Origin of the sequence: Pseudomonas mandelii (assembly GCF_002251635.1) — a bacterium.
Classification (GTDB): domain Bacteria; phylum Pseudomonadota; class Gammaproteobacteria; order Pseudomonadales; family Pseudomonadaceae; genus Aquipseudomonas; species Aquipseudomonas mandelii_B.
Genome location: NZ_NMOJ01000246.1, coordinates 46,206 through 66,401, shown reverse-complemented (window position 1 = coordinate 66,401; position 20,196 = coordinate 46,206). Strand labels below are relative to the sequence as shown.

The following is a 20,196-nucleotide window of genomic DNA, read 5'->3' as shown; positions in this document are numbered from 1 at the left end:
ATGTGGGAGCGAGCTTGCTCGCGATGGCGGAGTGTCAGTCAACATAAATGTTGAATGTCAGCCCCTCATCGCGAGCAAGCTCGCTCCCACAGGGGATGGTGTTGATTACGAAGAACGTAGACAGAGCCGGCCATCGCCATCCACTCGATGCGAAACGGAGTCATAGCCGGCCAACGTCGCATGTGGTGTCTGAATCGGATGGTCATGGGTCGAGGTAATGATCACAAGGTCCGCCCCTGCCGCCTCCGCCGCAAGAATCCCGACAGTGGCATCTTCAAAGATCAGGCAATCGGTCACCTCAACACCTAAGCGCTTAGCCGCCAGTCGATAGCCCGCAGGATCCGGTTTGCCAGCGCTGACATCTTCGGCCGTGACCATGACACCAGGCTCGGGAATCCCCGCCGCCGCCATTCGGCGTAACGCCAGTGCTCTTGGTGCAGAGGTGACAATTGCCCACTGATTCGCCGGCAAGGACCTGAGGAAATCTGCCGCGCCAGCCACCTCGACTATCCCCTCCACGTCTTCGATTTCCGCCTCGGTAATCCAGTTGGCTTCTGCTTCGGCATCCACCCCGGGCAACGCCAGACGGTTGATGGTGTCGATGGCGCGTGCGCCGTGAATGGTCGGCAGGAAGGACTCGACATCCACGCCGTGGCGCAAGGCCCAGGTGGTCCAGATACGCTCGGCAGCGGCGATGGAGTTGAGAACGGTGCCGTCCATGTCGAACAGGAACGCGCGATACGGGGTATTAAAAACGAATTCGTCGGCAGACAAGGATGCGTTTCCTTCGTGTGTCAGGCAGGTCCGTCAATGTACACGACCTACAGAGTCCTTCGCGACTTGAGGGCCCCATCGACACAATCCAGCAGTTGTCCCAACGCCCAGGGCTTCTTGATGAACGACACCGCATGCCGCACCCCGGAGGATTCGGGGGTTTCAAAACCGGACATGATCATGATCGGCTTGTCGGGCCAGCGATCGCCAAACTCATTGGCCAGATCGGCGCCGTTACGCTTTCCAGGCATGGTGATGTCCGTGAGCAACAGACCCACCTCGTTCGCGTGCAACTCCAGGTAAACCGATGCGGCGTCCGCGCTAGCGTGCGGTTCAACCTTGAAACCTTCCTCCTGAAGAATTTCGCAGAGAAATTCCAGAATCAGCGGGTCATCTTCAACCACCAGAATCAACCCGTCAGGAAGGTGCTCGCCCGCCGTCGGTATTGGACACATGACTTTCCACTCCCTGATCGCATAAGTGATTTCGCGGCTCAAATCCGCTGTCTATCAGGTATGAGCAGCGGACTCGGCGGAAATTCATTTTTGATACACGCGCTGGCACGATCAAGCGTCCTGCAAAATCAGGTCGGCGCCCTTCTCTGCCACCATCAACACCGCCGCATGGGTATTGCCCGACGTCACATTCGGAAAGATCGACGCATCGACAATCCGCAATCCGTCCAGCCCATGCACCTTCAAGCGTTTGTCCACCACCGAGACCTGCGGGTCCGAGCCCATGGCGCAGGAGCCGCACAGGTGGTAGATCGAGCCGCTGTTTTCACGGAAGTATTGCAGCATCTGCTCATCGGTCTGCACCGCCGCGCCCGGTAATACTTCGGCCACGGTGATGCCCTTGAGCGCTGGTGCCTGCATGATCTTGCGCATCAATCGGCTGCCCTGGATCACCTCGTCGATGTCCTTTTGGGTGCTCAGGTAGTTGGGGTCGATCAGCGCCGCGTCCCGCGGGTTTTTCGAGGCGATGCGGATGGTGCCACGGCTGGTCGGGCGGCACGGGTTGAAGCACAGCAGGAAGCCGGAGTAAGGCTCGGGCTTGAGGCTGGCCTTGTTGTTTTTTGGAATCTGGTACGACAGCGGGTTGAAATACAGCTGCAGGTTCGGGTCCTTCTGCGCGTCGTTGCCGCGAAAGAAACCACCCGCCTGGTTGACGCTCATGGCCAACGCACCTTTGCGCGTAAACAGGTACTTGAGGCCGAGTTTCAACTGGCCGAACAGCGAGCTGAGCTCATCGTTCAGCGTCGGGATATTGGCCTTGTAGTAGTAGCTGGCGCACAGGTGGTCTTGCAGGTTATCGCCCACGGCCGGCAGGTGCTTGACCAGCGGGATTGCATGCTCGGCCAGCAGTTGTTGGTCAGCCACACCCGACAGTTGCAGGATCTTGGGCGTGTCCACCGCACCGGCGCACAGGATCACTTCCTTGCGCGCGGTGAAGGTACGGACCACGCCGTGCTGGGTGACGGCAATGCCGGTGGCGCGTTGCTGGTCGTCGAACAGCACGCGATCAACCAGCGCATGCAATTCCACGGTCAGGTTCGAGCGACTGAGGGCCGGGTGCAAATGGGCAAAGCTGCTGGAGCAGCGCTCGCCCTTGCGGGTGTTGACGTCATACAGCCCGGCGCCTTCGAAATTCGGGCCGTTGAAGTCGTCGCTATGGGCGTAGCCGAGTTGCTCGCAGCCCTTGAGGAACACGTCACAGATCGGGTGGGTCTGGCCCTTCATCGGCGTGATGCTGATGGGGCCACTACCGCCGTGGTACTCGGTGTCGCCCAACGGGTGGTTTTCCAGCTTGCGAAAGTACGGCAGCACGTCTGCAAAGCCCCAGCCATCGTTGCCGTTGGCGGCCCAGTCATTGAAGTCATGGGCCTGGCCGCGCACATAGATCATCGCATTGATCGAGCCCGAGCCACCCTGCACTTTGCCCCGTGGCGCGTAGATTTCACGGCCTGCCAGCTGCTTTTGCGGCTGGCTGTAGTACATCCAGTTGAAGGTCGGGTTGTAATACATCTTGGCGAAACCGACCGGGATCTTGAACCACCAGGAACTGTCTTTGCCGCCGGCTTCCAGCAGCAACACGGAGTATTCGCCCGAGGCGGACAACCGGTTAGCCAGTACGCACCCTGCGGCGCCGGCGCCGGCGATGATGTAGTCATATGTCATGCACAATTACCGCGTTATTCGTAGTGAAGTGCCGCGTTATTCGTAGTGAAGTGCCTGGCTCAGCCTTTGGCCGGCGAGGTGTCTTTGACGTCAGCCGGTGTCGCAGCCATTTGCAGGTGCAGGCGCTCGCCGGTATAGGGCGTGTGCTTGCGCACCACGTCCATGTTCAGCTCCACCCCCAGGCCCGGCTCAGTGGACGGAATGATGTAGCCGTCCTCCCATTGCAGTGGCTTGGTCAGGATTTCGGCATGGAAACCGCCCCAGGTCATGATGCTTTCCTGGATCAGGAAGTTCGGCGTGCAGGTGGCCAGCTGGAAACTCGCCGCCGCGCCAATCGGCCCGTTGTACAGATGGGGCGCGATCTGCGCGTAGTAGGCCTCGGCCATGCTCGCGATTTTCTTCGCCTCCAGCAGCCCGCCGCAGCGCGCCACGTTCATCTGCAGGATCGACGCGCCGCCAGCTTGTAGCAGCTTGAAGAATTCATACTTGGTGGTCAGCCGTTCGCCCGTGGCGATCGGGATACTGGTCTTGGCCGCCACTTGGGCCATGGCCTCTTCCTGGCCAGGCGGTACCGGCTCTTCGAACCAGAGCGGGTCGTATTTCTCCAGGCGCTTGGCCAGGCGGATCGCCGACGATGGCACCATCTGCCCGTGGGTGCCGAACAGCAGGTCGCACTTGTCGCCTACCGCCTCGCGGATCTTGCGGCAGAAGGTCTCGCAGCGTTCCAGCACCTCCAGGGAAATCTGGTGGCCGGAGTACGCGGTGTACGGCCCCGCCGGGTCGAATTTCACCGCGGTGAAGCCCTTGTTCATATTCTCGATGGCGCACTCGGCCGCCAGGTCCGGGTCGTCGTAGTCATACTCGCCCAGGCTGTTAACCGGGTACAGGTAGGTGTAGGAACGCAGGCGCTCGTTGACCTTGCCGCCGAGCAATTCGTAGACCGGCTTGTTGGCCGCCTTGCCGATGATGTCCCAGCAGGCCATTTCCAGGCCGCTGACCACACCCATCATGGTCAAGTCCGGGCGTTGGGTGAAACCGCTGGAATAGGCCTGGCGGAAAAAGCGCTCGATATGGTGCGGGTCGTGGTTGAGCAGGTAGCGCTCAAACACATCCTCGATGATCGGCAGCATGGCCTTGGGGCCAAAGGTGGCGGCGTAGATCTCACCGACACCTTCGATGCCGCAGTCGGTCTTGAGTTTGACGAACAGCCAGTACATACCACCAATGTGCGGCGGTGGAACGGCGACGATATGGGTTTCAAGGGCGACGATTTTCATCTCAGGCACCTGTCTGGTTGAATTTTTTACGGTTGATTCGAGCGCGCAGGGTCAGGGCCGCCAGGGTCCCGAGCACGCCGACAAAAGCGATGTAGCCGAAGTACAGGTTGTAACCGGCCTTGCCTGGGTAGGTGTCGGTCAGGTAGCCATTGATCAGCGGGATAAAGGTGTCGGGCAGGTAACCCACCACCGAGACAATGCCGATGGCCAGGCCAGTGATGCGCAGCGGGATGTCGCAACTGTCGAGGATCGCCCAGTACAGGCCGCGAATCGCATACGTCATCAGGCCGATGAAGATCACCGTGCCGATCAGCAGCCCGAGGCTATTGAGCGCCGGGAACACAATCAGCCCGACCATGGCCAGGGTCACCAGCACCAGCGCGACGATCAGCACCGAGATATTCGAGAACTTGTCCCCCAACCAACCGCCGCCAATGCCGCCGATGGGGCGCATCCACAATTTGATGGTGGTGATGGTGCCGGCCATGACGGCGGTCATGCCGCTGCCTTGCAGGTAATCGGAGAAGCTGTAGGTGGCCCAGAACATGTGATAACCGCAGAACACGATGGCGGTCACCAGCCACAGTTCGGGGATCTTCACCAGAGTCGTGAGGTCGGCAATCAGGTTGAACTTACCCTTCTCCACCGCCGACGTTTCGGCCATGGACTTGGGGTCCTTGAGCAACACCAGCCCGCAGCCGATGGCGATGCAGATGAACGAATACAGGTAGACCACCTGTTTGAAACCTTCGGCCGCCGACTGGCTGCGGGTTTCAGTGGCATAGGCGAACAGACCGAGGGCCACGGTTGCCAATAACGCTTCAACCAGGCCGCGACCGCCATCGAGTATCCCGAAGAAACGCCCCTGCTCAGTGGGGTGGGCGATCATCTTTACGCGCTTGAGCACCGAGGCCCAGAAGGTCAGGCCGGTGGTGAGCCCCCAGCAACCGAAGATAATCATCAGGCCGGTCATCGACGGCACCGTCGAATACCACAGGCCCAGGGCGCCGGTGGCGACCAGCGAGAAAAAGATCAGAAAGCGCGGCGGCAAACGGTCGGCCAGCCAACCGCTGGGCAGGTAGCTGAGCAAAAAGACGGTGCCGAGCATGGAGTACAAGTAGCCCAGTTCACTGTGGTTGATCTGGAACACGTCGAGCATGGTGGTCTGGTAGACCTGGCGCAGGTAGAGGATCGGGTAAATCGCCCCGGCGGCCAATACCAGCAAGAGCAATTGGAAATAGCGACTGGCGGTGTCGCTTTTTGCCGCGGACACGGCATCGAGACCCTGGGCAACGGGTGCAGGCTTGGACATCTTGATGACCTCGGGCACCCACTGTGCAGGTGCCCTCATAATTGTTTTTATTGAAGGTGCAGCCGGTATGCGTGAATCAGTACTTCATGACCACCAGACGGGTCTGGGTGAATTCCAGCATTCCGTGCTTGCCGTCATCGCCGCCCAGCCCTGAGCGTTTCCAACCGGCGTGAAAGCCCTGATACGGGTCCGCCGGGGTGCGATTGACGTACAACTCGCCGGCTTCAATGGCGTTCGCCACTTTCATCGCCGTGCGGTAGTTCTCGGTGTAGAGCACCGACGACAGGCCGAACTGGTGGTCGTTGGCCATGGCCAGTGCTTCGTCAATGTCGCGGTACTTGAGCACCGGCAGCACGGGGCCGAAAATTTCTTCCTGGATGATTTCCATGTCCTGGCGGCAGCCGCTGAGCAAGGTCGGCGGGTAGAAATGGCCGGGGCCCTCGGGCAGCACGCCGCCTGTTTCCAGTACAGCACCCGCAGCCACGGCGCGCTCGACCATGGCATGGATATTCCTTTGTGAACTGGCGTTGACCAGCGGGCCCATCAAGCTTTCATCGTTGGCCCGGTCGCCGAACTTGACGGCGCTGATCTTGGTTTTCAGCAAGGCGAGGAAGCGGTCGTAGACGCTTTCGTGCACATACACCCGCTCTACCGCCGTGCACAGTTGGCCGCAGTGGGTCGTCTTGGAGCCGATGATGGCGCTGGCAGCCTTTTCCAGGTCGGCATCGGCCTCGATGATCGCCGGAGTCTTGCCGCCCAGTTCCAGGGACGGCTTGGCGATATTGGCCTTGCAGTAATCAAGCACGATACGCCCGGCATTCACGCTGCCGGTAAGGGTAATCAGGCCGACCGCTTTATGCGTGCAGACACTGGCAGCGGTGGCATGGTCCATGGTCAGGATGTTGATGACACCGGCCGGAATCCCGGCGGTGACCACGGCCTTGGCGATCTCAAACGCGGACAACGGGGTGTTATTGCTGGGCCGTACCACCACGGTATTACCGGCGATCAGCGCCGGGGCGACCTTGCGCAGCAAGGTGTAGACCGGGTAGTTGAACGGGATCAGGCAGGCCACGACGCCAATCGGCTCGCGTTGCAGGAACAGGTTTTCATCCGGCGTGTCGCTGGGGATGATTTCGCCTTCGATACGGCGCGCCCATTCGGCGTGGTAGCGGGTAATTTGCGCGGCGTAGCGTGCTTCGTTGCTGGCATCGCTGACGCTCTTGCCGGACTCGCGGGCCAGGGCCGTGCCGATGGCTTCGGCGTGGCCGTCCAGGGCGTCGGCAAAGGCACGCAAGTGTTCGGCGCGTTCGATGCTGGTGAGCTTGCCCCAGGTTTTTTGGGCGATGGCGGCGGCGTCGACGGCGGCAATGGCCTCATCGGCGGTGGCAGCGCTGACGTGGCCGACCAGGGATTCATTGGCAGGGTTGTAAACGGCGATCAGGGCGTCGCTGGCGGGCTCGACGAACTGACCGTTATAGAAATTGCGCTCGAATTGCATGTGGTTTGCCCAACGTTGTTGTTTTGCGAGTGACATGCAGTTTTGTATTTACTTGGGGGGTGTGCAAACGACTTATTGGGTGGGGTAACGTGAGGAAAATGAAGGTTACTCCATAGACGAGTGAGTTTCCCTGCGGGAATCAGCTGGCGGCGGTCGACGGCTCGAGCTGCCTGTGCGCCAACCAGATCTCTTCCTGGAGCCACTGACTGAACACCTGTAATTGCGGCATCAGTGTTTGCTCCGGCCGAGTGACGAGCCAGTAGGATTGATGGCCGTCGACATGCACGTTGAGTACCTGGGTCAACTGCCCGCTGGCCAATTCCGAAGCAACCATGTGCCAGTCGGCGATGGTGATTCCCAGGCCGTCGATCGCCGCGCGGATCGCCAGGTCCAGCAGGTCGAATTCGTAACCGCCCTGGGTATCCACTCCGGTAATCCGCGCCGCATCCAGCCAATGCTTCCACGTGAGATAACGCTGATCTTCACTCGCCAACACATGCAGCAACGTCATCCGATTCAAGTCGATACCGTCCCCGCCACCTTCGCGGGCGAACAACGACGGTGTGCACACGGCGATATGCCGCTCCTGGAACAACAGCGAGCTGTCCAGCCCATCCCACTCACCATTGCCAAAACGAATCGCACAGTCGAGGGTGCTGGTCTGCGCCAGGGTGTCCTGCATGCAGGTGGTGATGCTCAACTCCAACTCCGGGTGTTGCTCGCGCAGCCTTCCCAGGCGCGGCATCAACCAGCGGCTGGTAAAGGTCGGCGGCGCGTGGAGGTGCAGTCGGTTGGAATGGGTTTTCTGCTGAATGCTGCGCACCGTCAGCTCGATCTTGTCAAAAGACTGATGCAACGCCCGCAACAACACACGCCCGGCACTGGTCAGCTCCAAATGGTGGTGACGCCGTTCCAGCAGGTGCTCTCCCAGTTGTTCCTCAAGCTGGCGGACCTGGCGACTGACCGCACTTTGGGTCACGTTCAACAACTCGGCAGCCCGGGTAAAACTGCCGGTGCTGCCGGCAACTTCGAAGGCTTTGAGGGCATTGAGACCAGGCATTTTGCGTTTCATGGAGGGCACTCGACAGCAGCGGACAAGGAAGATTGAGCAGAGCAATGCTGCACACAACATACCTTTTTGTATTGAACCTGGGGTAGCACCCTCTGCGGCCGAAGAAAATATCGTCCCTGCGTCGCAGCGTTCGCTGCGGCAACGGGCTGCTGTTGCCAAAAAATAACCAATAATGAGAGCGAAACCATGCGACCAACCCTACGTTACATCGCCCTGGTCCCTGTGCTCGGCGCCCTTGCGGCACCGGCCATGGCCTACCAGGTCACCGACAACCTCGACCTCGGCGGCGCCGTGCGTGCACGCTGGGACTATGACCCGGATCGCGACATCCAGAAGTTCGGCCTCGACACGGCCTTCCTCAGCGCCAAGTACAACTCCGACACCTGGATCGGCGAGGCGCAGTACCGGTTCTACGGGCGTTCCTACCCGTACCAGTACACCAAGAACTACGGCGATATTCAGTTCGCCAAGTTCGCGTGGGTCGGCTACAAGTTCAACCCGAACCAGCAGGTGCAAGTGGGCTTGAACACAGTACCGTTTGGTTTGCAGCCGTACTTTGGCAGCACCTTCTACGAAACCCTGGGCAACGTCATCGGCCTGGAAGACGTGCAACAGGTCGGCGCCAAATACATCCAGCAAAGCGGCGACTGGAATATCCAGGCCGGCTACTACCTGCGCCCGGCGTGGCAAGGCAAAGGCACCAGCAAGGGCGTGACCTACTCCAGCGTGATCTCCGAAGCCGACAGCTACGTGGGCGACGGCAGCAACAACCAGGAGCGCAACACCGTGGTGGTGCGGGTGGCCAAGGCCCTGGAGCTGGGCAACTGGAAATCCGAAGTCGGGCTTTCCGGCCTGACCTCCACGCTGGAAAACAAAGACACCAACGACGACGGCCGCCGCAACGCCGTGGCAATCCACTACCTGGGCAAGAACGGCCCGTGGGGCGTGCAATTGCAGGCGGCGCGCCAGCAAATGTCACCGCGCAACCCGGGCACCAATAGCGTCGTCACCTTGGGTGGCTACGACGGGACGTTCAACGTAGCCAGCCGGGGTAATTTATACGTGGCGGACTTGAGCTACGACGTGGGCGGCAAATACCTGTTTGACCAGATCAGCGGTGTAAAGCTGTATGCCAACTACAGTGCGTTTGATAAATCCGAGAGTCAGTTCAAGACCTCGCAGCGGGTGATCCTCGGCACGTCGTTTTCGGTGAGCAAGTTGTGGGTCGCGACGGAGTGGTTGATTGGCAAGAACGATCCGTATATCGGCGGCAGCAGCTATACCGAGAGCTTGGGTGCGGGTGGGAGTAACCAGTGGGAGAATCAGCTGTATATGAACATTGGGTACTACTTCTAATCGGAGGCGATACCACTGAAGCCTTCGCGAGCAAGCCCGCTCCCACAGTTGGAATGCATTCCTCCTGCGGGAGCGGGCTTGCTCGCGAAGAGGCCGCTACAGGCAACACTTGCATCAGCCCCCTCCTGATAGTCAGATAGGCGGGAGCGGGCTTGCTCGCGAAGAGGCCGCTACAGGCACTCTAAAAACAACCAGTGTGGAAGTCCTTTCATGCGCCAACTGCCCGCTCTCAACATGCTGCGCATCTTCGAAGAAGTCGCCCGCCACCGCAGCTTCAGCCAGGCTGCCGTGGGCCTTAACGTGACCCAAGGCGCCGTCAGCCGCCAGATCAAACAATTGGAAGACTACCTCGGCGTCGCCCTCTTCATCCGCACGCCCCAGGGCCTGTCCCTGACCGAAGCCGGCTTCGCCCTCTCCCCGCACCTGAGCGACGCCTTCGACCATATCGAACGCGCCCTGCAAGCCGTGCGCGTACCCAACCTGCGCCAGCGCCTGCGCATCGTCGCGCCGCCGACCTGGGCCACGCGCTGGCTGTCGGCGCACTTACGACGCTTTTGCGAGCGCTATCCGGCTATCAACCTCAGCGTCACGCATCAGAACAGCCATGACAGCCTGGCAGAGATCGACTGCCGAATTCGCTTCGGCCTTGAACCAGACCCGCATTGCCGCAGTGAATTGCTGGTGATGGAACGCCACATCGCCGTGGCCAGCCCGGAGCTGTTCAGCGACGGCCAACCGCCCAACCTGCAGCGTTTCCCATTGCTGCACATCCTGCACGACGGCAAGCGCTTGAAGGTCTGGGAAAACTGGCTGGCCGCCATGGGCCGGGACGACATCGACGCGGGCCAGGGCCTGGAATTCAGCACCCTGGACCAAGTCATACACACCGCCCTGGCTGGCGGCGGCCTGGCCGTGATAGACCGGCAAATGATCGAGCGCGAACTGGCTACTGGCAGTTTATTGCCGATCACCGCGGTGGAAGTGATCGGCCCGTATGGTTATTGGCTGGATGTGGCGGCGGACAAGCAAGGGTTATCCAAGGTTCGGTTGTTTACCGAGTGGTTGAACCGAGTGCGTAACCCTTGATAGCGACTACATAGCCATTGTTTGGGTAATGGCGGCGATGGGCTCCATGGAAGCTGGCCTGCCTGCAATGGCATCCACTGCTTATGCCTGATATACCGACCCACCCTCTACCGGACTCTGCGCCTTGCACGCCTGGCTCAGCGTCAACGATTTAGTCTCCGGCGCCCAAGCCCAGGACAGCAACGCACCCAGCGCCAGAATCGCCGCCAGAATGCCCATCGTCGGGCTCAGGCCAATCCCCGCTACGCTCACCGGCAACAGGAACGTACTCACTGCCGAGCCCAAACGGCTGACCGCGGTCGCCAGGCCAATCCCGCTGGCCCGCACTTCGGTGGGAAAGCTCTCGGCCGGGAACACGCCCACCAGGTTGCTGACCGCGGACAACACCAGGGTAAACAAGCCAAACACCAACACCATCAAGAACGCAGCGCTACTCGGCAACACCGCCAACCCGAACAACGCAACGGCCAGAATAATGAACGAGTTGATCAGGAACCCCCGGCGGGAGAATTTGATCGTGCACCAGATCCCGATCAGCGCACCGAGGATCAGCAGCATGTTCAGCATCAGTTCGGTGCCAAAACCTTCGGCCAGGCCCATTTTCTGCAGAATCGACGGCAGAAAGGTGTAAATGGCGAAGTACGGCATCACGATGCAGACGAAGAACAGGCAATTGAACGCGGTGCGTTTGCGGTATTCACGGCTGAACAGCACGGCGTAGCCGGAACGGGTTTCGGTGGATCGGGTTTCGTCGAGTTCAATGTTGTCGCCCAAGTGCTTCTTGACGATCGCTCGTGCCTCGGCGATTCGGCCCTGATTCACCAACCAGCGCGGCGACTCTGGCGTGCCAATGCGGGCAATTAGGATCAACGCTGCCGGAATGGCCGACGAAGCCAGCATCCAGCGCCAGGCATCGTCGCCCAGGCTGAGCATGGCGGTGCCGACGAATGTCGCAGCGACGTATCCGAAGGTCCAGATCACGCTGAATGATCCCAGCAGCACACCGCGATGTTTCTTCGGTGCAAACTCGGCCAACATGGCGTGACCGACGCTGAAATCACCGCCCAACCCGATGCCGATCAACACTCGGCAGAGAAATAACCCCATCGCCGTTTCCGCATAGAACTGCATCAAAGAAGCGAGGGTGATCAGCACGAAGCTGACCAGGAAGATTTTCTGCCGCCCCACTTTGTCGGAAATCCAGCCGAAAAACAGACTACCGAGAAACAGCCCGATCAAGGCCGAAGCACCGATCAACCCTTGCCAGAACGCATCAAGCTGCATCTGTGGACTGAGCAATGTGAATGCAATACCGATCAGGCCAAGGATGTAGCCATCGGTAAAGTGCGCGCCGAAGGTCAGGCCGGCGATTTTCAGGTGAAAGCGCCCGATGGGCAGGTCGTCGATTTTTGTTGGTTGAACGGACATGTGCGTCTCCCATTGTTGTTATTGACGGAGAAATGCACCCCCAACACCCCGCTACCGCAGCCAAGCCAGCGCCCACCTTAGAGCGACGTTGTCTCACAAGCCCCCCATCAACAAGTATTTGATCTCCAGATAATCATCCAGCCCGTACCTGGAACCCTCACGGCCCAACCCAGACTCCTTGATACCGCCAAACGGCGCGACTTCAGTAGAGATAATCCCTTCGTTGATACCCACCATGCCGGCCTCCAGACCTTCAGCCATGCGCCACACCCGGCCGATATCACGACTGTAGAAATACGCAGACAACCCGAACGGCGTGTCATTGGCACGTTGCAGCACCTCGGCCTCATCCTTGAAACGGAAGCACGCCGCCACCGGCCCAAAGGTTTCTTCCCGGGCGATCAACATATCGCCATGGGCTTCAGTCAGGATGGTCGGTTCGAAGAAGGTGCCCCCCAACGCGTGGCGACGACCGCCACACAGCAGCTTGGCGCCCTTCTCCAACGCATCGCCGACATGGGCTTCAACCTTGGCCAGCGCCGCCGCGTTGATCAGCGGGCCCTGTTCGGTTTCGCCGTCCAACGCGCTGCCCACACGCATCGCGCTGACCGCCTCCGCCAATTTGTGGGTGAAGGCCTCATACACCCCGTCCTGGATAAAGAAGCGGTTGACGCACACACAGGTCTGCCCGGTGTTGCGGAACTTGGAGGCCATGGCACCTTTGACGGCGGCCTCCAGGTCGGCATCGTCGAACACAATGAAGGGCGCGTTGCCGCCCAGTTCCAGCGAAACTTTTTTCAGCGTGTCGGCGGCCTGGCGCATCAGCAGTTTGCCGGTGCGGGTGGAGCCGGTGAATGACAGTTTGCGCACCACGCTGGAAGCTTGCAGTGCGCCGCCAATGGCGACGGCATCACCGGAGACGATGTTGAACACACCCGCCGGAATACCCGCCTGCTCCGCCAGCACCGCCAGGGCAAATGCCGACAGCGGGGTTTCTTCCGAAGGCTTGAGGATCATGGTGCAACCGGCCGCGAGCGCCGGGCCGACTTTGCGGGTGACCATCGCCAGCGGGAAGTTCCACGGGGTGATGGCAGCCACCACGCCAATTGCTTCCTTGGTCACGATGATGCGTGCATCAGCCTTGTGGGTCGGGATCACGTCGCCATAGGCGCGCTTGGCTTCTTCGCCGAACCACTCCAGAAAACTCGCGGCGTAGACCACTTCGCCCATCGCTTCGGCCAGGGGTTTGCCCTGTTCCAGGCTCAGCAGTTGGGCCAGGTCCTTCTGGTGGCCCAGCATCAGTTCGCTCCAGCGCTTGAGGCGCTGGCTGCGCTCCTTGGCGGTGAGCTTGCGCCAGGCCGGCAAAGCGCGGTTGGCGGCCTGGATGGCCAGGTCGGTGGCTTGCGCGCCCGCGCGCTGGACGTCTGCGATCAAGGCGCCATTGGCCGGGTTGAGCACCGGGTACGTCGGCCCACCGCTGGACCATTGGCCATCTATGTAGTTGCCAGTACGGATCAGCGGGTTCATGCCACGGCCTCGATCAGGTTGAAACGGTCCAGGCCCGGGCGGGCCTCGCGCAGGATGCGCTTGCCGGCGGTGTAGTCGTTGATCACATCGCACGGGGTGTAGTTGCGTTCCAGCTCGTGCAGTTCTTCGGCATCCAGCTGGGTGTCGAGGGCCGCGAGTGCGCTGTCAAATTGCGCGGTGGTGTCGGCGCCCACCAGCATCACATCGACGCCGGGATGGTTGGCGACCCAGGCCTGGGCGATCTGCGCATTCGACACGCCACGGGCACGTGCCACGCGTTGCACCGAATGGGCGATGTCGAACGACGCCTGGTCGCTGTACATCTGCTGGGTGAAGAAGTCGGTCTGGTTGCGGGTCGACTGCACTTCGCCGGTGAGCAAGCCACGGGCCAGCGGGCTGAACACCGAGACACCCAGGCCCTGGTCGCGGCAGAACGGGATCATCTCGCGCTCTTCTTCACGGTAGGCGCAGTTCAGTTGCAGCTGCATATTGATCGGCTTGACCCAACCATTGCGCTCGCAGGCCATGAGGATCTTGGCCAGTTGGCCGGTGAGCATGGTCGATACGCCGATATAACGGGCCTTGCCGGAACGCACAATGTCGTTCATCGCGGCCATGGTTTCTTCGACCGGTGTATTGACATCGAAGTAATGCAGCATGAACACGTCGACGTAATCCATGCCCAGCCGGCGGAGGGACGCGTCGATGCTGTCCATGATGTGCTTGCGCGAGTGGCCGCTGGCGTTGATGCCATTGCGGGTGCCATAACCGACTTTGGTGGTGACCACGATGTCTTCACGCCGTGCCACGCGCTTGAGGATGCGCCCCACCACTTCTTCGCCGACACCCGCCGAATAGAAGTCAGCCAGGTCGATGAAGTTGACGCCGTTGTCCAGAGCGTGAGCGACGATCGGCTCGCTTTGCTTCTCATCGAAGATCCACGGTTTCCAATCCGGGGTGCCCATGTTCATGGTGCCCAGGCACAGGCGCGAGACTTGCAGGCCGGAGTTGCCCAAACGGATGTAGTGCATGGCAGTCTCCTCAGGCCTTGGGCGTGTAGAAAGGATTGCTGATGTGGTTGACCACGTCGGCCAACTGCGCAGTGTGCGGTGTGCCGGTCAAGGCGGCGCGGATCGCGGTGCGGCAGGCGTTGTAGTTATTCAGGTAGACGGCGTCCAGGTCATCGCAGGCCGGGTTAACCCAGTTGGCGGTAACGATGGCCCACTCGTCTTCGGCTTCCGGCGGCAACGTGCTGTCGAGCAAGGCTTCGAGCACCGCCTTGGCGATCCCGGCCTGGGACGCGCCCCAGGTGGCATTGCCGTGCAGGTCACTGCCGATGGCGGCTTTGTTGACGTAAAGGGTCATGGGTTTGACCGGGATATTCGGCTGGGCAATCACCATGAACGGGCAATGGCCCTGGCTTGGGGATGCGAGGCTGGTGGCGAACGCTTGGCCGGCAGGGCCATTGCGTGGGCCGATCAGGATGTTGATGTGGGCAGCATTGACGCCTGGGCCTTCGAAGCCTTCGCCGATGTACAGATCAAGTGATTTCATTTTCGCAAACGCTCTTCAGAGATAGAGGTTGAGCACAGATGCACGCCGACCGTCGCGGCCGCGTGACAACAGGCGGGAATTGAAGAGCGCAGGACGTGACAATGAGGATGAGTCATGGGGGCAAACNTCAAATCCGCTGTCTATCAGGTATGAGCAGCGGACTCGGCGGAAATTCATTTTTGATACACGCGTCTTGAATATTCTGCGTACATCCCGACCATCGCAGCCGTTCGCCCGCCCACAATTGTGTTTAAAATGCCGCCCCCACAATTTTGCTGGCCCCTGCCCGATGAACGCTGACGCTCTCTCCACCCTTCACGACCATTTGCTGACGGCCCTGGCCGATGCACCCGCAGAAACCCGCCGGCTGTTCCATGGCCGGGGCCGGTGCTGGCCTGGGCTGGAGCAATTGACCGTCGACTGGCTGCAGGGGGTGGTGCTGGTGTCGCTGTTCAAGGAACCTGAAGCAGCGCATCTGGAAGAGTTGAAGCGGTTGCTGATGGCGGTCACTGAATCGGCGCAGTGGCAACAGTCAGGGGCGCAGACCCTGTTGCTGCAACACCGCTACCTGCTGCAAAGCACCACCGAATGGCTGCTTGGGGAAGCGATGGATGAGCTGACCATCACCGAAGGTGGCCTGCGTTACCTGATCGACCTGGGCCGCAAGCAGAACACCGGGTTGTTCCTCGACATGCGCTACGGTCGCGACTGGGTAAGGGCCAATGCCGATGGCAAGCGCGTGTTGAATCTGTTCGCCTACACCTGCGGCTTTTCGGTCGCCTCCATTGAGGGAGGCGCCGAACACGTGGTCAACCTGGACATGTCCAGCCCGGCGCTGAACCGTGGTCGCGACAACCATCGGCTNAATGGTCACGACCTGAGCAAGGTCACCTTTCTGGGCCACGACTTGTTCAAGTCCTGGGCCAAAGTCACCAACAGTGGCCCCTATGATCTGGTGATCATCGATCCGCCGTCCTTTCAGAAAGGCAGTTTCCTGCTGACCAAGGATTACCAGCGCGTATTGCGTCGGCTGCCGGAGTTGCTCAGCCCCCAAGGGACGGTGCTGGCGTGCATGAACGATCCGGCGTTCGGGGCGGACTTCCTGATTGATGGCGTGATGCGTGAAGCGCCGGGTTTGCGGTTTGAGCGGCGGCTGGAGAATCCGCCGGAGTTTCCGGATGCTGATGTTGAATGCGGGTTGAAGGCGTTGGTGTTCACACTCGGCGATTGAGTCCGGTCCCTGTGGGAGCGACGGTGCGACGGTGCGACTTGTTCGCGATGGCGGTGGGTCAGCCGGTATCTGTGTTGAATGATAAACCGCAATCGCGAGCAAGCTCGCTCCCACAGGGGGATGGGGTGATTCGTAATGGATCAACGCGGCTGCAACACCAACGCAAACAGCTCGCCGTGACCGTTCACATTGAGCTTGTGATAGAGGTTGCGTCGATGCACTTTCACTGTCTCCGGCGAGATGCCCATTTGCTGGGCAATGGCTTTGCTGGAGAAGCCTTGGAGAATCAGTCGAGCCGTTTCGACTTCCCGCACGGACAATCGCGCATCGAAGCGATCCAGCAAGGTTGCCAGATCACCGGCCACGGCTTCGGCAGTCGTGCCTTCTGGCGGCATCAATTGCTGATGCCGGCGCATGGCCGACAGCACCCAATCGCGCACGCACAGCAACCGCCCCTGCTCATCAAGCGTGAACCGCGTCGAGCGACCCAGCGATAAGCCGAGCACGGCGCCGTCGATGTTGATCATGAACTGCAACTCGTCACCGCCGACCACCGAGCGGAAGTAGCTCAGGTAATACTCGCTCTGCTGAAACTGGTCGGGGGCCACCGAGTCAAGGCTGTGCAGGCCATCGGCAATGCCCGCGCAAGCCGCTTGGTAAAACGGATCGAGCAGGTACATGCCGGCGCTGTAGTCCGCCAGTTCTTCGTGTTCGGTGGCACCACCTTTTGAGTCGAAGTCGATCAACAAGCGAGGCACTCGCCCCTCCCGCATCACCGCCACCAGTGCGTTGTCCAGCGGCACCAGCAGCCGCAGCGTGTCGACCAGCGCGCGCCAGAAACCGTCGTGACCCAACGCGCCAAATACCCGCGCCAGCCCCTGGTGCACCGGCAACTCTTTCAACAACGCGTCCACGCACTACCCCTTTCGAGTAACCCATGATGGGAATGGGTGTGTACCCCGCCTGCCGATACGCTGCAAGCACCTGTTCATCACCGGCCTGCAGCAGGCCAGGAGTGCCGCATCATGAGTCGTCGCCGTCAACAGATCAATCTTGGACTGAGCGCCTGTTTGTGCGTTTCGCTGTCGGCGCTCGCTGCCGAGGGGCCCACGGTGCATGTCTACAACTGGTATGACTACATCGGCCCCACCACCTTGCACGACTTCAAGCGCGACACCGGAATCGAGCCGGTTTACGACACCTTCGACAGCGCCGAAGTGCTGGAAGGCAAACTGCTGACCAGCCGCAGCGGGTACGACGTGGTGGTGGCGAGTAACTTCAGCCTGCCGACCCTGATCAAGGCCGGCGCCCTGGCGCCATTGCCTCGCGCACAGATGCCGGATTTCAAGAACATGGACACCGAGCTGCTGGCGAAACTGGCCAACAACGATCCGGGCAACCAGTACGCCGTGCCGTACCTGTGGGGCACCAACGGCATCGGCTACAACATCGACAAGGTTCGGGCCGCGCTGGGTGACAAGGCGCCGGTGGATTCCTGGGACCTGGTGTTCAACGAAGAGAACCTGGCCAAGCTCGGCCAGTGCGGCGTGGCGATGCTCGACTCGCCGTCGGAGATGCTGCCGGTCGCCCTTCACTACCTGGGCTTGCCACCGAACAGCACCAATCCCGAGGACTATAAAAAGGCCGAAGCGCTGTTGCTCAAGCTGCGGCCGCACATCGCCTACTTCAACTCCTCCAAGTTCATCAGCGACCTGGCCAACGGCAACATTTGCGTGGCGGTGGGCTGGTCCGGCGCGATGCTCGAAGCCAAGACCAACGCCGAGCAGGCCAAGAATGGCGTGAAGATCGCTTATAGCCTGCCGAAGGAAGGTGCGCCGGTCTGGTTCGACACGCTGGTGCTGCTCAAGGACGCACCGCATCCAGAGCAAGGCCTGGCCTTCATCGACTACCTGATGCGCCCCGAAGTCATCGCCCCGGTCAGCGATCACCTGTCCTACCCCAACGGCAACCGCAGCGCGACACCGCTGGTGGCCGAAGCGACCCGCAACAACCCCGCTGTTTATCCGTCGGCCGAAGCACTGGCCACGTTGTTCACCCTTCAACCGTTGCCGCCGGCTACCGAGCGGGTGCGCACACGGATCTGGAGCAAGGTGAAGAACGGGCAGTAATCCCAGCTGCTACAGGGATCGCATCAGCCACGCATTTTTTGAATAAATTCAAGATGAGAGAAACGATGAAACCACGTGCCCGCGACTTGAACATCCAGTTCGGCCAGCTGCAACCCGGCCCCCTCAACGCCATCACCGATGTGCCCGGCGTGCGCGTCGGCCACAGCGATGTGCGCGGACGGACCGCCAATGGCCGTGACATCTATACCGGCGTGACCCTGATCGAACCGCGTGCCGGGTCCACCAATCAGCAACCGTGTTTTGCCGGCGTCCATGTGCTCAACGGCAACGGTGACGCCACGGGGCTTGAGTGGATTCGTGAAGCCGGCCTGCTGACCAGCCCGATCGCCTTCACCAACACCCACAGCCTGGGCGTGGTGCGTGATGCGCTGATTGCTTTGGATCGCGAGGCTCAGCCCGATGACGGACGACTTTACTGGAACATGCCGGTGGTGCTGGAAACCTTTGACGGTCTGCTCAGCGACATCAACGGTTTTCATGTGAAGCCCGAACATGTGGCCGAGGCCCAGCGCAATGCCGTCGGCGGACCGGTGACGGAAGGCGCAGTGGGCGGTGGCAGCGGGATGATCTGTCACGAATTCAAGGGTGGCATCGGCACGTCTTCGCGCCAATTGAGCAAGGCGCAGGGAGGCTGGACCGTCGGTGCGATCGTCCAGGCCAACCATGGCATTCGCAATGAACTGCGCGTCGACGGTTACCCGGTCGGTCGCTATATGGAACAGGCTGACTCACCGTTCCTCAGGGCATCGCTGCCTTATCCGGGCATGGGCTCGATCGTCGTTTGCCTGGCCACCGATGCGCCGCTGCTGCCGCATCAATGCACACGCCTCGCACAGCGTGCCAGCCTCGGGCTTGCCCGTACCGGCGGCGGCAACGAAGACCACAGCGGCGACATTTTCATTGCCTTCGCCACCGGCAACCAACACGTGCCACCGGCCGCTTACGAAGGGAAAGGTGCGCCTACTTGCGACAACCTGAGCATGGTCAACAACGACCACATCAGCGAGTTGTTTTTGGCCGCGACTGAAGCGGTGGAGGAAGCGATCATCAACGCCGTGCTGGCCGCTGAAACGACTGAAGGTAACGGCCACACCGTGCCGGGTCTGGACGCGAAAACACTGCTCAAGGCCTTGCGTCAGGCGGGTTGGCCAGGGGAGACGGTCGGGATCTGAATACCCTTTAACGAAGACGCCCGATGCAGTGCATCGGGCGGCTATCGCTTATTTTTCCAGGATCAACAGCGGCGTGTCTTTTTTCACGAGGTACGTCGCCAGCTCCGAGGCTTTGCCGTCACCGATGTTCTTCGCGACATGCGCAGTGCCTGCGGGGATGTACAAGGAGTCACCGGCCTTGAGCGTGACGGGCGCCCGCCCTTCGAGTTGATACTCAAACGTGCCCGAGATGACGTAAGCGACTTCCACCCCAGGATGAGAATGCTTGGGGGAAGTGACGCCCGGGTCGAAATCGACACGCACCTGAATCACCTCACCCTTGGAAATGTCGAGGTCCTGGCGCACCAGGTCCGTGCGGTGAAGGCCTGTCTGCCAGCTTTTTGCCGGAGTGGCTTGCGCCGGCGCTTTGGCTTCTTCAGCCGCGAAAGCGTTAAGTGATACGGCGGCAGCCAGGGCGATGCCGAGCAGGCCTGCGGTGTGACGGGATGTGATACGGGACATCGCAATTCTCCAATGAATGCCGCGGTTGCGGTGGCTTCATTACGAGGTCGCGGTGTATCGCGCAAGTGTCGAGAACAG

At 60.7% G+C, this 20,196-nt stretch carries 18 protein-coding genes; 5 read left to right on the top strand and 13 right to left on the bottom strand.

Features of this window, described 5'->3' with window-relative positions; translation table 11 throughout:
• Positions 1–105 precede the first annotated feature (105 nt).
• The 7 genes from B7L09_RS30335 to B7L09_RS30305 form a co-directional block, all read right to left on the bottom strand.
• Positions 106–774, bottom strand: coding sequence for an HAD-IA family hydrolase (locus tag B7L09_RS30335; protein WP_094471895.1), 669 nt, complete (start codon positions 772–774; stop codon positions 106–108).
• A 47-nt stretch (positions 775–821) separates the two neighbouring features.
• Positions 822–1,229, bottom strand: coding sequence for a response regulator (locus B7L09_RS30330; RefSeq protein WP_094471894.1), 408 nt, complete (start codon positions 1,227–1,229; stop codon positions 822–824).
• Positions 1,230–1,340: 111 nt separating this feature from the next.
• Positions 1,341–2,951, bottom strand: a complete 1,611-nt coding sequence (locus B7L09_RS30325) for a GMC family oxidoreductase (RefSeq protein WP_064452227.1) — start codon at positions 2,949–2,951, stop codon at positions 1,341–1,343.
• Positions 2,952–3,010: 59 nt separating this feature from the next.
• The gene (locus B7L09_RS30320; protein WP_064452226.1) at positions 3,011–4,228 is read right to left on the bottom strand and encodes a mandelate racemase/muconate lactonizing enzyme family protein; all 1,218 of its coding nucleotides are present in this window, start codon (positions 4,226–4,228) and stop codon (positions 3,011–3,013) included.
• A 1-nt stretch (position 4,229) separates the two neighbouring features.
• A complete protein-coding gene (locus tag B7L09_RS30315; protein WP_064452225.1) occupies positions 4,230–5,540 on the bottom strand; it encodes an MFS transporter in 1,311 nt (436 codons plus the stop codon).
• A 76-nt stretch (positions 5,541–5,616) separates the two neighbouring features.
• Positions 5,617–7,041, bottom strand: coding sequence for an aldehyde dehydrogenase (gene aldA / locus B7L09_RS30310; RefSeq protein WP_064452224.1), 1,425 nt, complete (start codon positions 7,039–7,041; stop codon positions 5,617–5,619).
• A gap of 139 nt (positions 7,042–7,180) precedes the next feature.
• On the bottom strand, positions 7,181–8,113 hold the full coding sequence (locus B7L09_RS30305) for a LysR substrate-binding domain-containing protein (RefSeq protein WP_094471893.1): 933 nt from the start codon (positions 8,111–8,113) through the stop codon (positions 7,181–7,183).
• Between the two features lie 186 nt (positions 8,114–8,299).
• Here B7L09_RS30305 and B7L09_RS30300 point away from each other — a divergent pair, with 186 nt between their 5' ends.
• The gene (locus tag B7L09_RS30300) at positions 8,300–9,469 is read left to right on the top strand and encodes a hypothetical protein (RefSeq protein ID WP_064452215.1); all 1,170 of its coding nucleotides are present in this window, start codon (positions 8,300–8,302) and stop codon (positions 9,467–9,469) included.
• Positions 9,470–9,679: 210 nt separating this feature from the next.
• Positions 9,680–10,555 carry a LysR substrate-binding domain-containing protein gene (locus tag B7L09_RS30295; RefSeq protein WP_064452214.1) on the top strand — a complete coding sequence of 292 codons (876 nt, stop codon included), beginning with the start codon at positions 9,680–9,682 and terminating at the stop codon, positions 10,553–10,555.
• 81 nt (positions 10,556–10,636) lie between these two features.
• On the opposite strand, the gene B7L09_RS30290 is transcribed toward B7L09_RS30295, so the two are convergent.
• The 4 genes from B7L09_RS30290 to fae form a co-directional block, all read right to left on the bottom strand.
• Positions 10,637–11,983, bottom strand: coding sequence for an MFS transporter (locus B7L09_RS30290; RefSeq protein WP_094471892.1), 1,347 nt, complete (start codon positions 11,981–11,983; stop codon positions 10,637–10,639).
• A 93-nt stretch (positions 11,984–12,076) separates the two neighbouring features.
• On the bottom strand, positions 12,077–13,510 hold the full coding sequence (locus B7L09_RS30285) for an NAD-dependent succinate-semialdehyde dehydrogenase (RefSeq protein WP_064452213.1): 1,434 nt from the start codon (positions 13,508–13,510) through the stop codon (positions 12,077–12,079).
• Positions 13,507–14,541, bottom strand: a complete 1,035-nt coding sequence (locus B7L09_RS30280; protein WP_064452212.1) for an aldo/keto reductase — start codon at positions 14,539–14,541, stop codon at positions 13,507–13,509. Before B7L09_RS30280 ends, B7L09_RS30285 begins: the two co-directional genes overlap by 4 nt.
• A gap of 10 nt (positions 14,542–14,551) precedes the next feature.
• The gene (gene fae / locus B7L09_RS30275; RefSeq protein ID WP_064452211.1) at positions 14,552–15,064 is read right to left on the bottom strand and encodes a formaldehyde-activating enzyme; all 513 of its coding nucleotides are present in this window, start codon (positions 15,062–15,064) and stop codon (positions 14,552–14,554) included.
• 289 nt (positions 15,065–15,353) lie between these two features.
• On the opposite strand from fae, the gene B7L09_RS30270 reads away from it, so the two are divergent.
• Entirely contained in the window at positions 15,354–16,295 is a 942-nt protein-coding gene (locus tag B7L09_RS30270; RefSeq protein WP_094471891.1) for a class I SAM-dependent methyltransferase, read from the top strand.
• A gap of 140 nt (positions 16,296–16,435) precedes the next feature.
• On the opposite strand, the gene B7L09_RS30265 is transcribed toward B7L09_RS30270, so the two are convergent.
• Complete coding sequence (locus B7L09_RS30265) at positions 16,436–17,209, bottom strand: helix-turn-helix transcriptional regulator (RefSeq protein WP_094471890.1); 774 nt, start codon at positions 17,207–17,209, stop codon at positions 16,436–16,438.
• A gap of 111 nt (positions 17,210–17,320) precedes the next feature.
• Between B7L09_RS30265 and B7L09_RS30260 the strand changes: the two genes are divergently transcribed.
• Together B7L09_RS30260 and B7L09_RS30255 are read left to right on the top strand one after the other, a co-directional pair.
• Positions 17,321–18,424 carry an extracellular solute-binding protein gene (locus B7L09_RS30260; RefSeq protein WP_094471889.1) on the top strand — a complete coding sequence of 368 codons (1,104 nt, stop codon included), beginning with the start codon at positions 17,321–17,323 and terminating at the stop codon, positions 18,422–18,424.
• Between the two features lie 65 nt (positions 18,425–18,489).
• Positions 18,490–19,617, top strand: a complete 1,128-nt coding sequence (locus B7L09_RS30255) for a DmpA family aminopeptidase (protein ID WP_094471888.1) — start codon at positions 18,490–18,492, stop codon at positions 19,615–19,617.
• Between the two features lie 48 nt (positions 19,618–19,665).
• Here the strand turns inward: B7L09_RS30255 and B7L09_RS30250 are convergent, their stop codons facing one another.
• Positions 19,666–20,118: a cupin domain-containing protein gene (locus B7L09_RS30250; RefSeq protein ID WP_094471887.1), complete on the bottom strand. Its 453-nt coding sequence runs from the start codon at positions 20,116–20,118 to the stop codon at positions 19,666–19,668.
• Between the last annotated feature and the right edge of the window lie 78 nt (positions 20,119–20,196).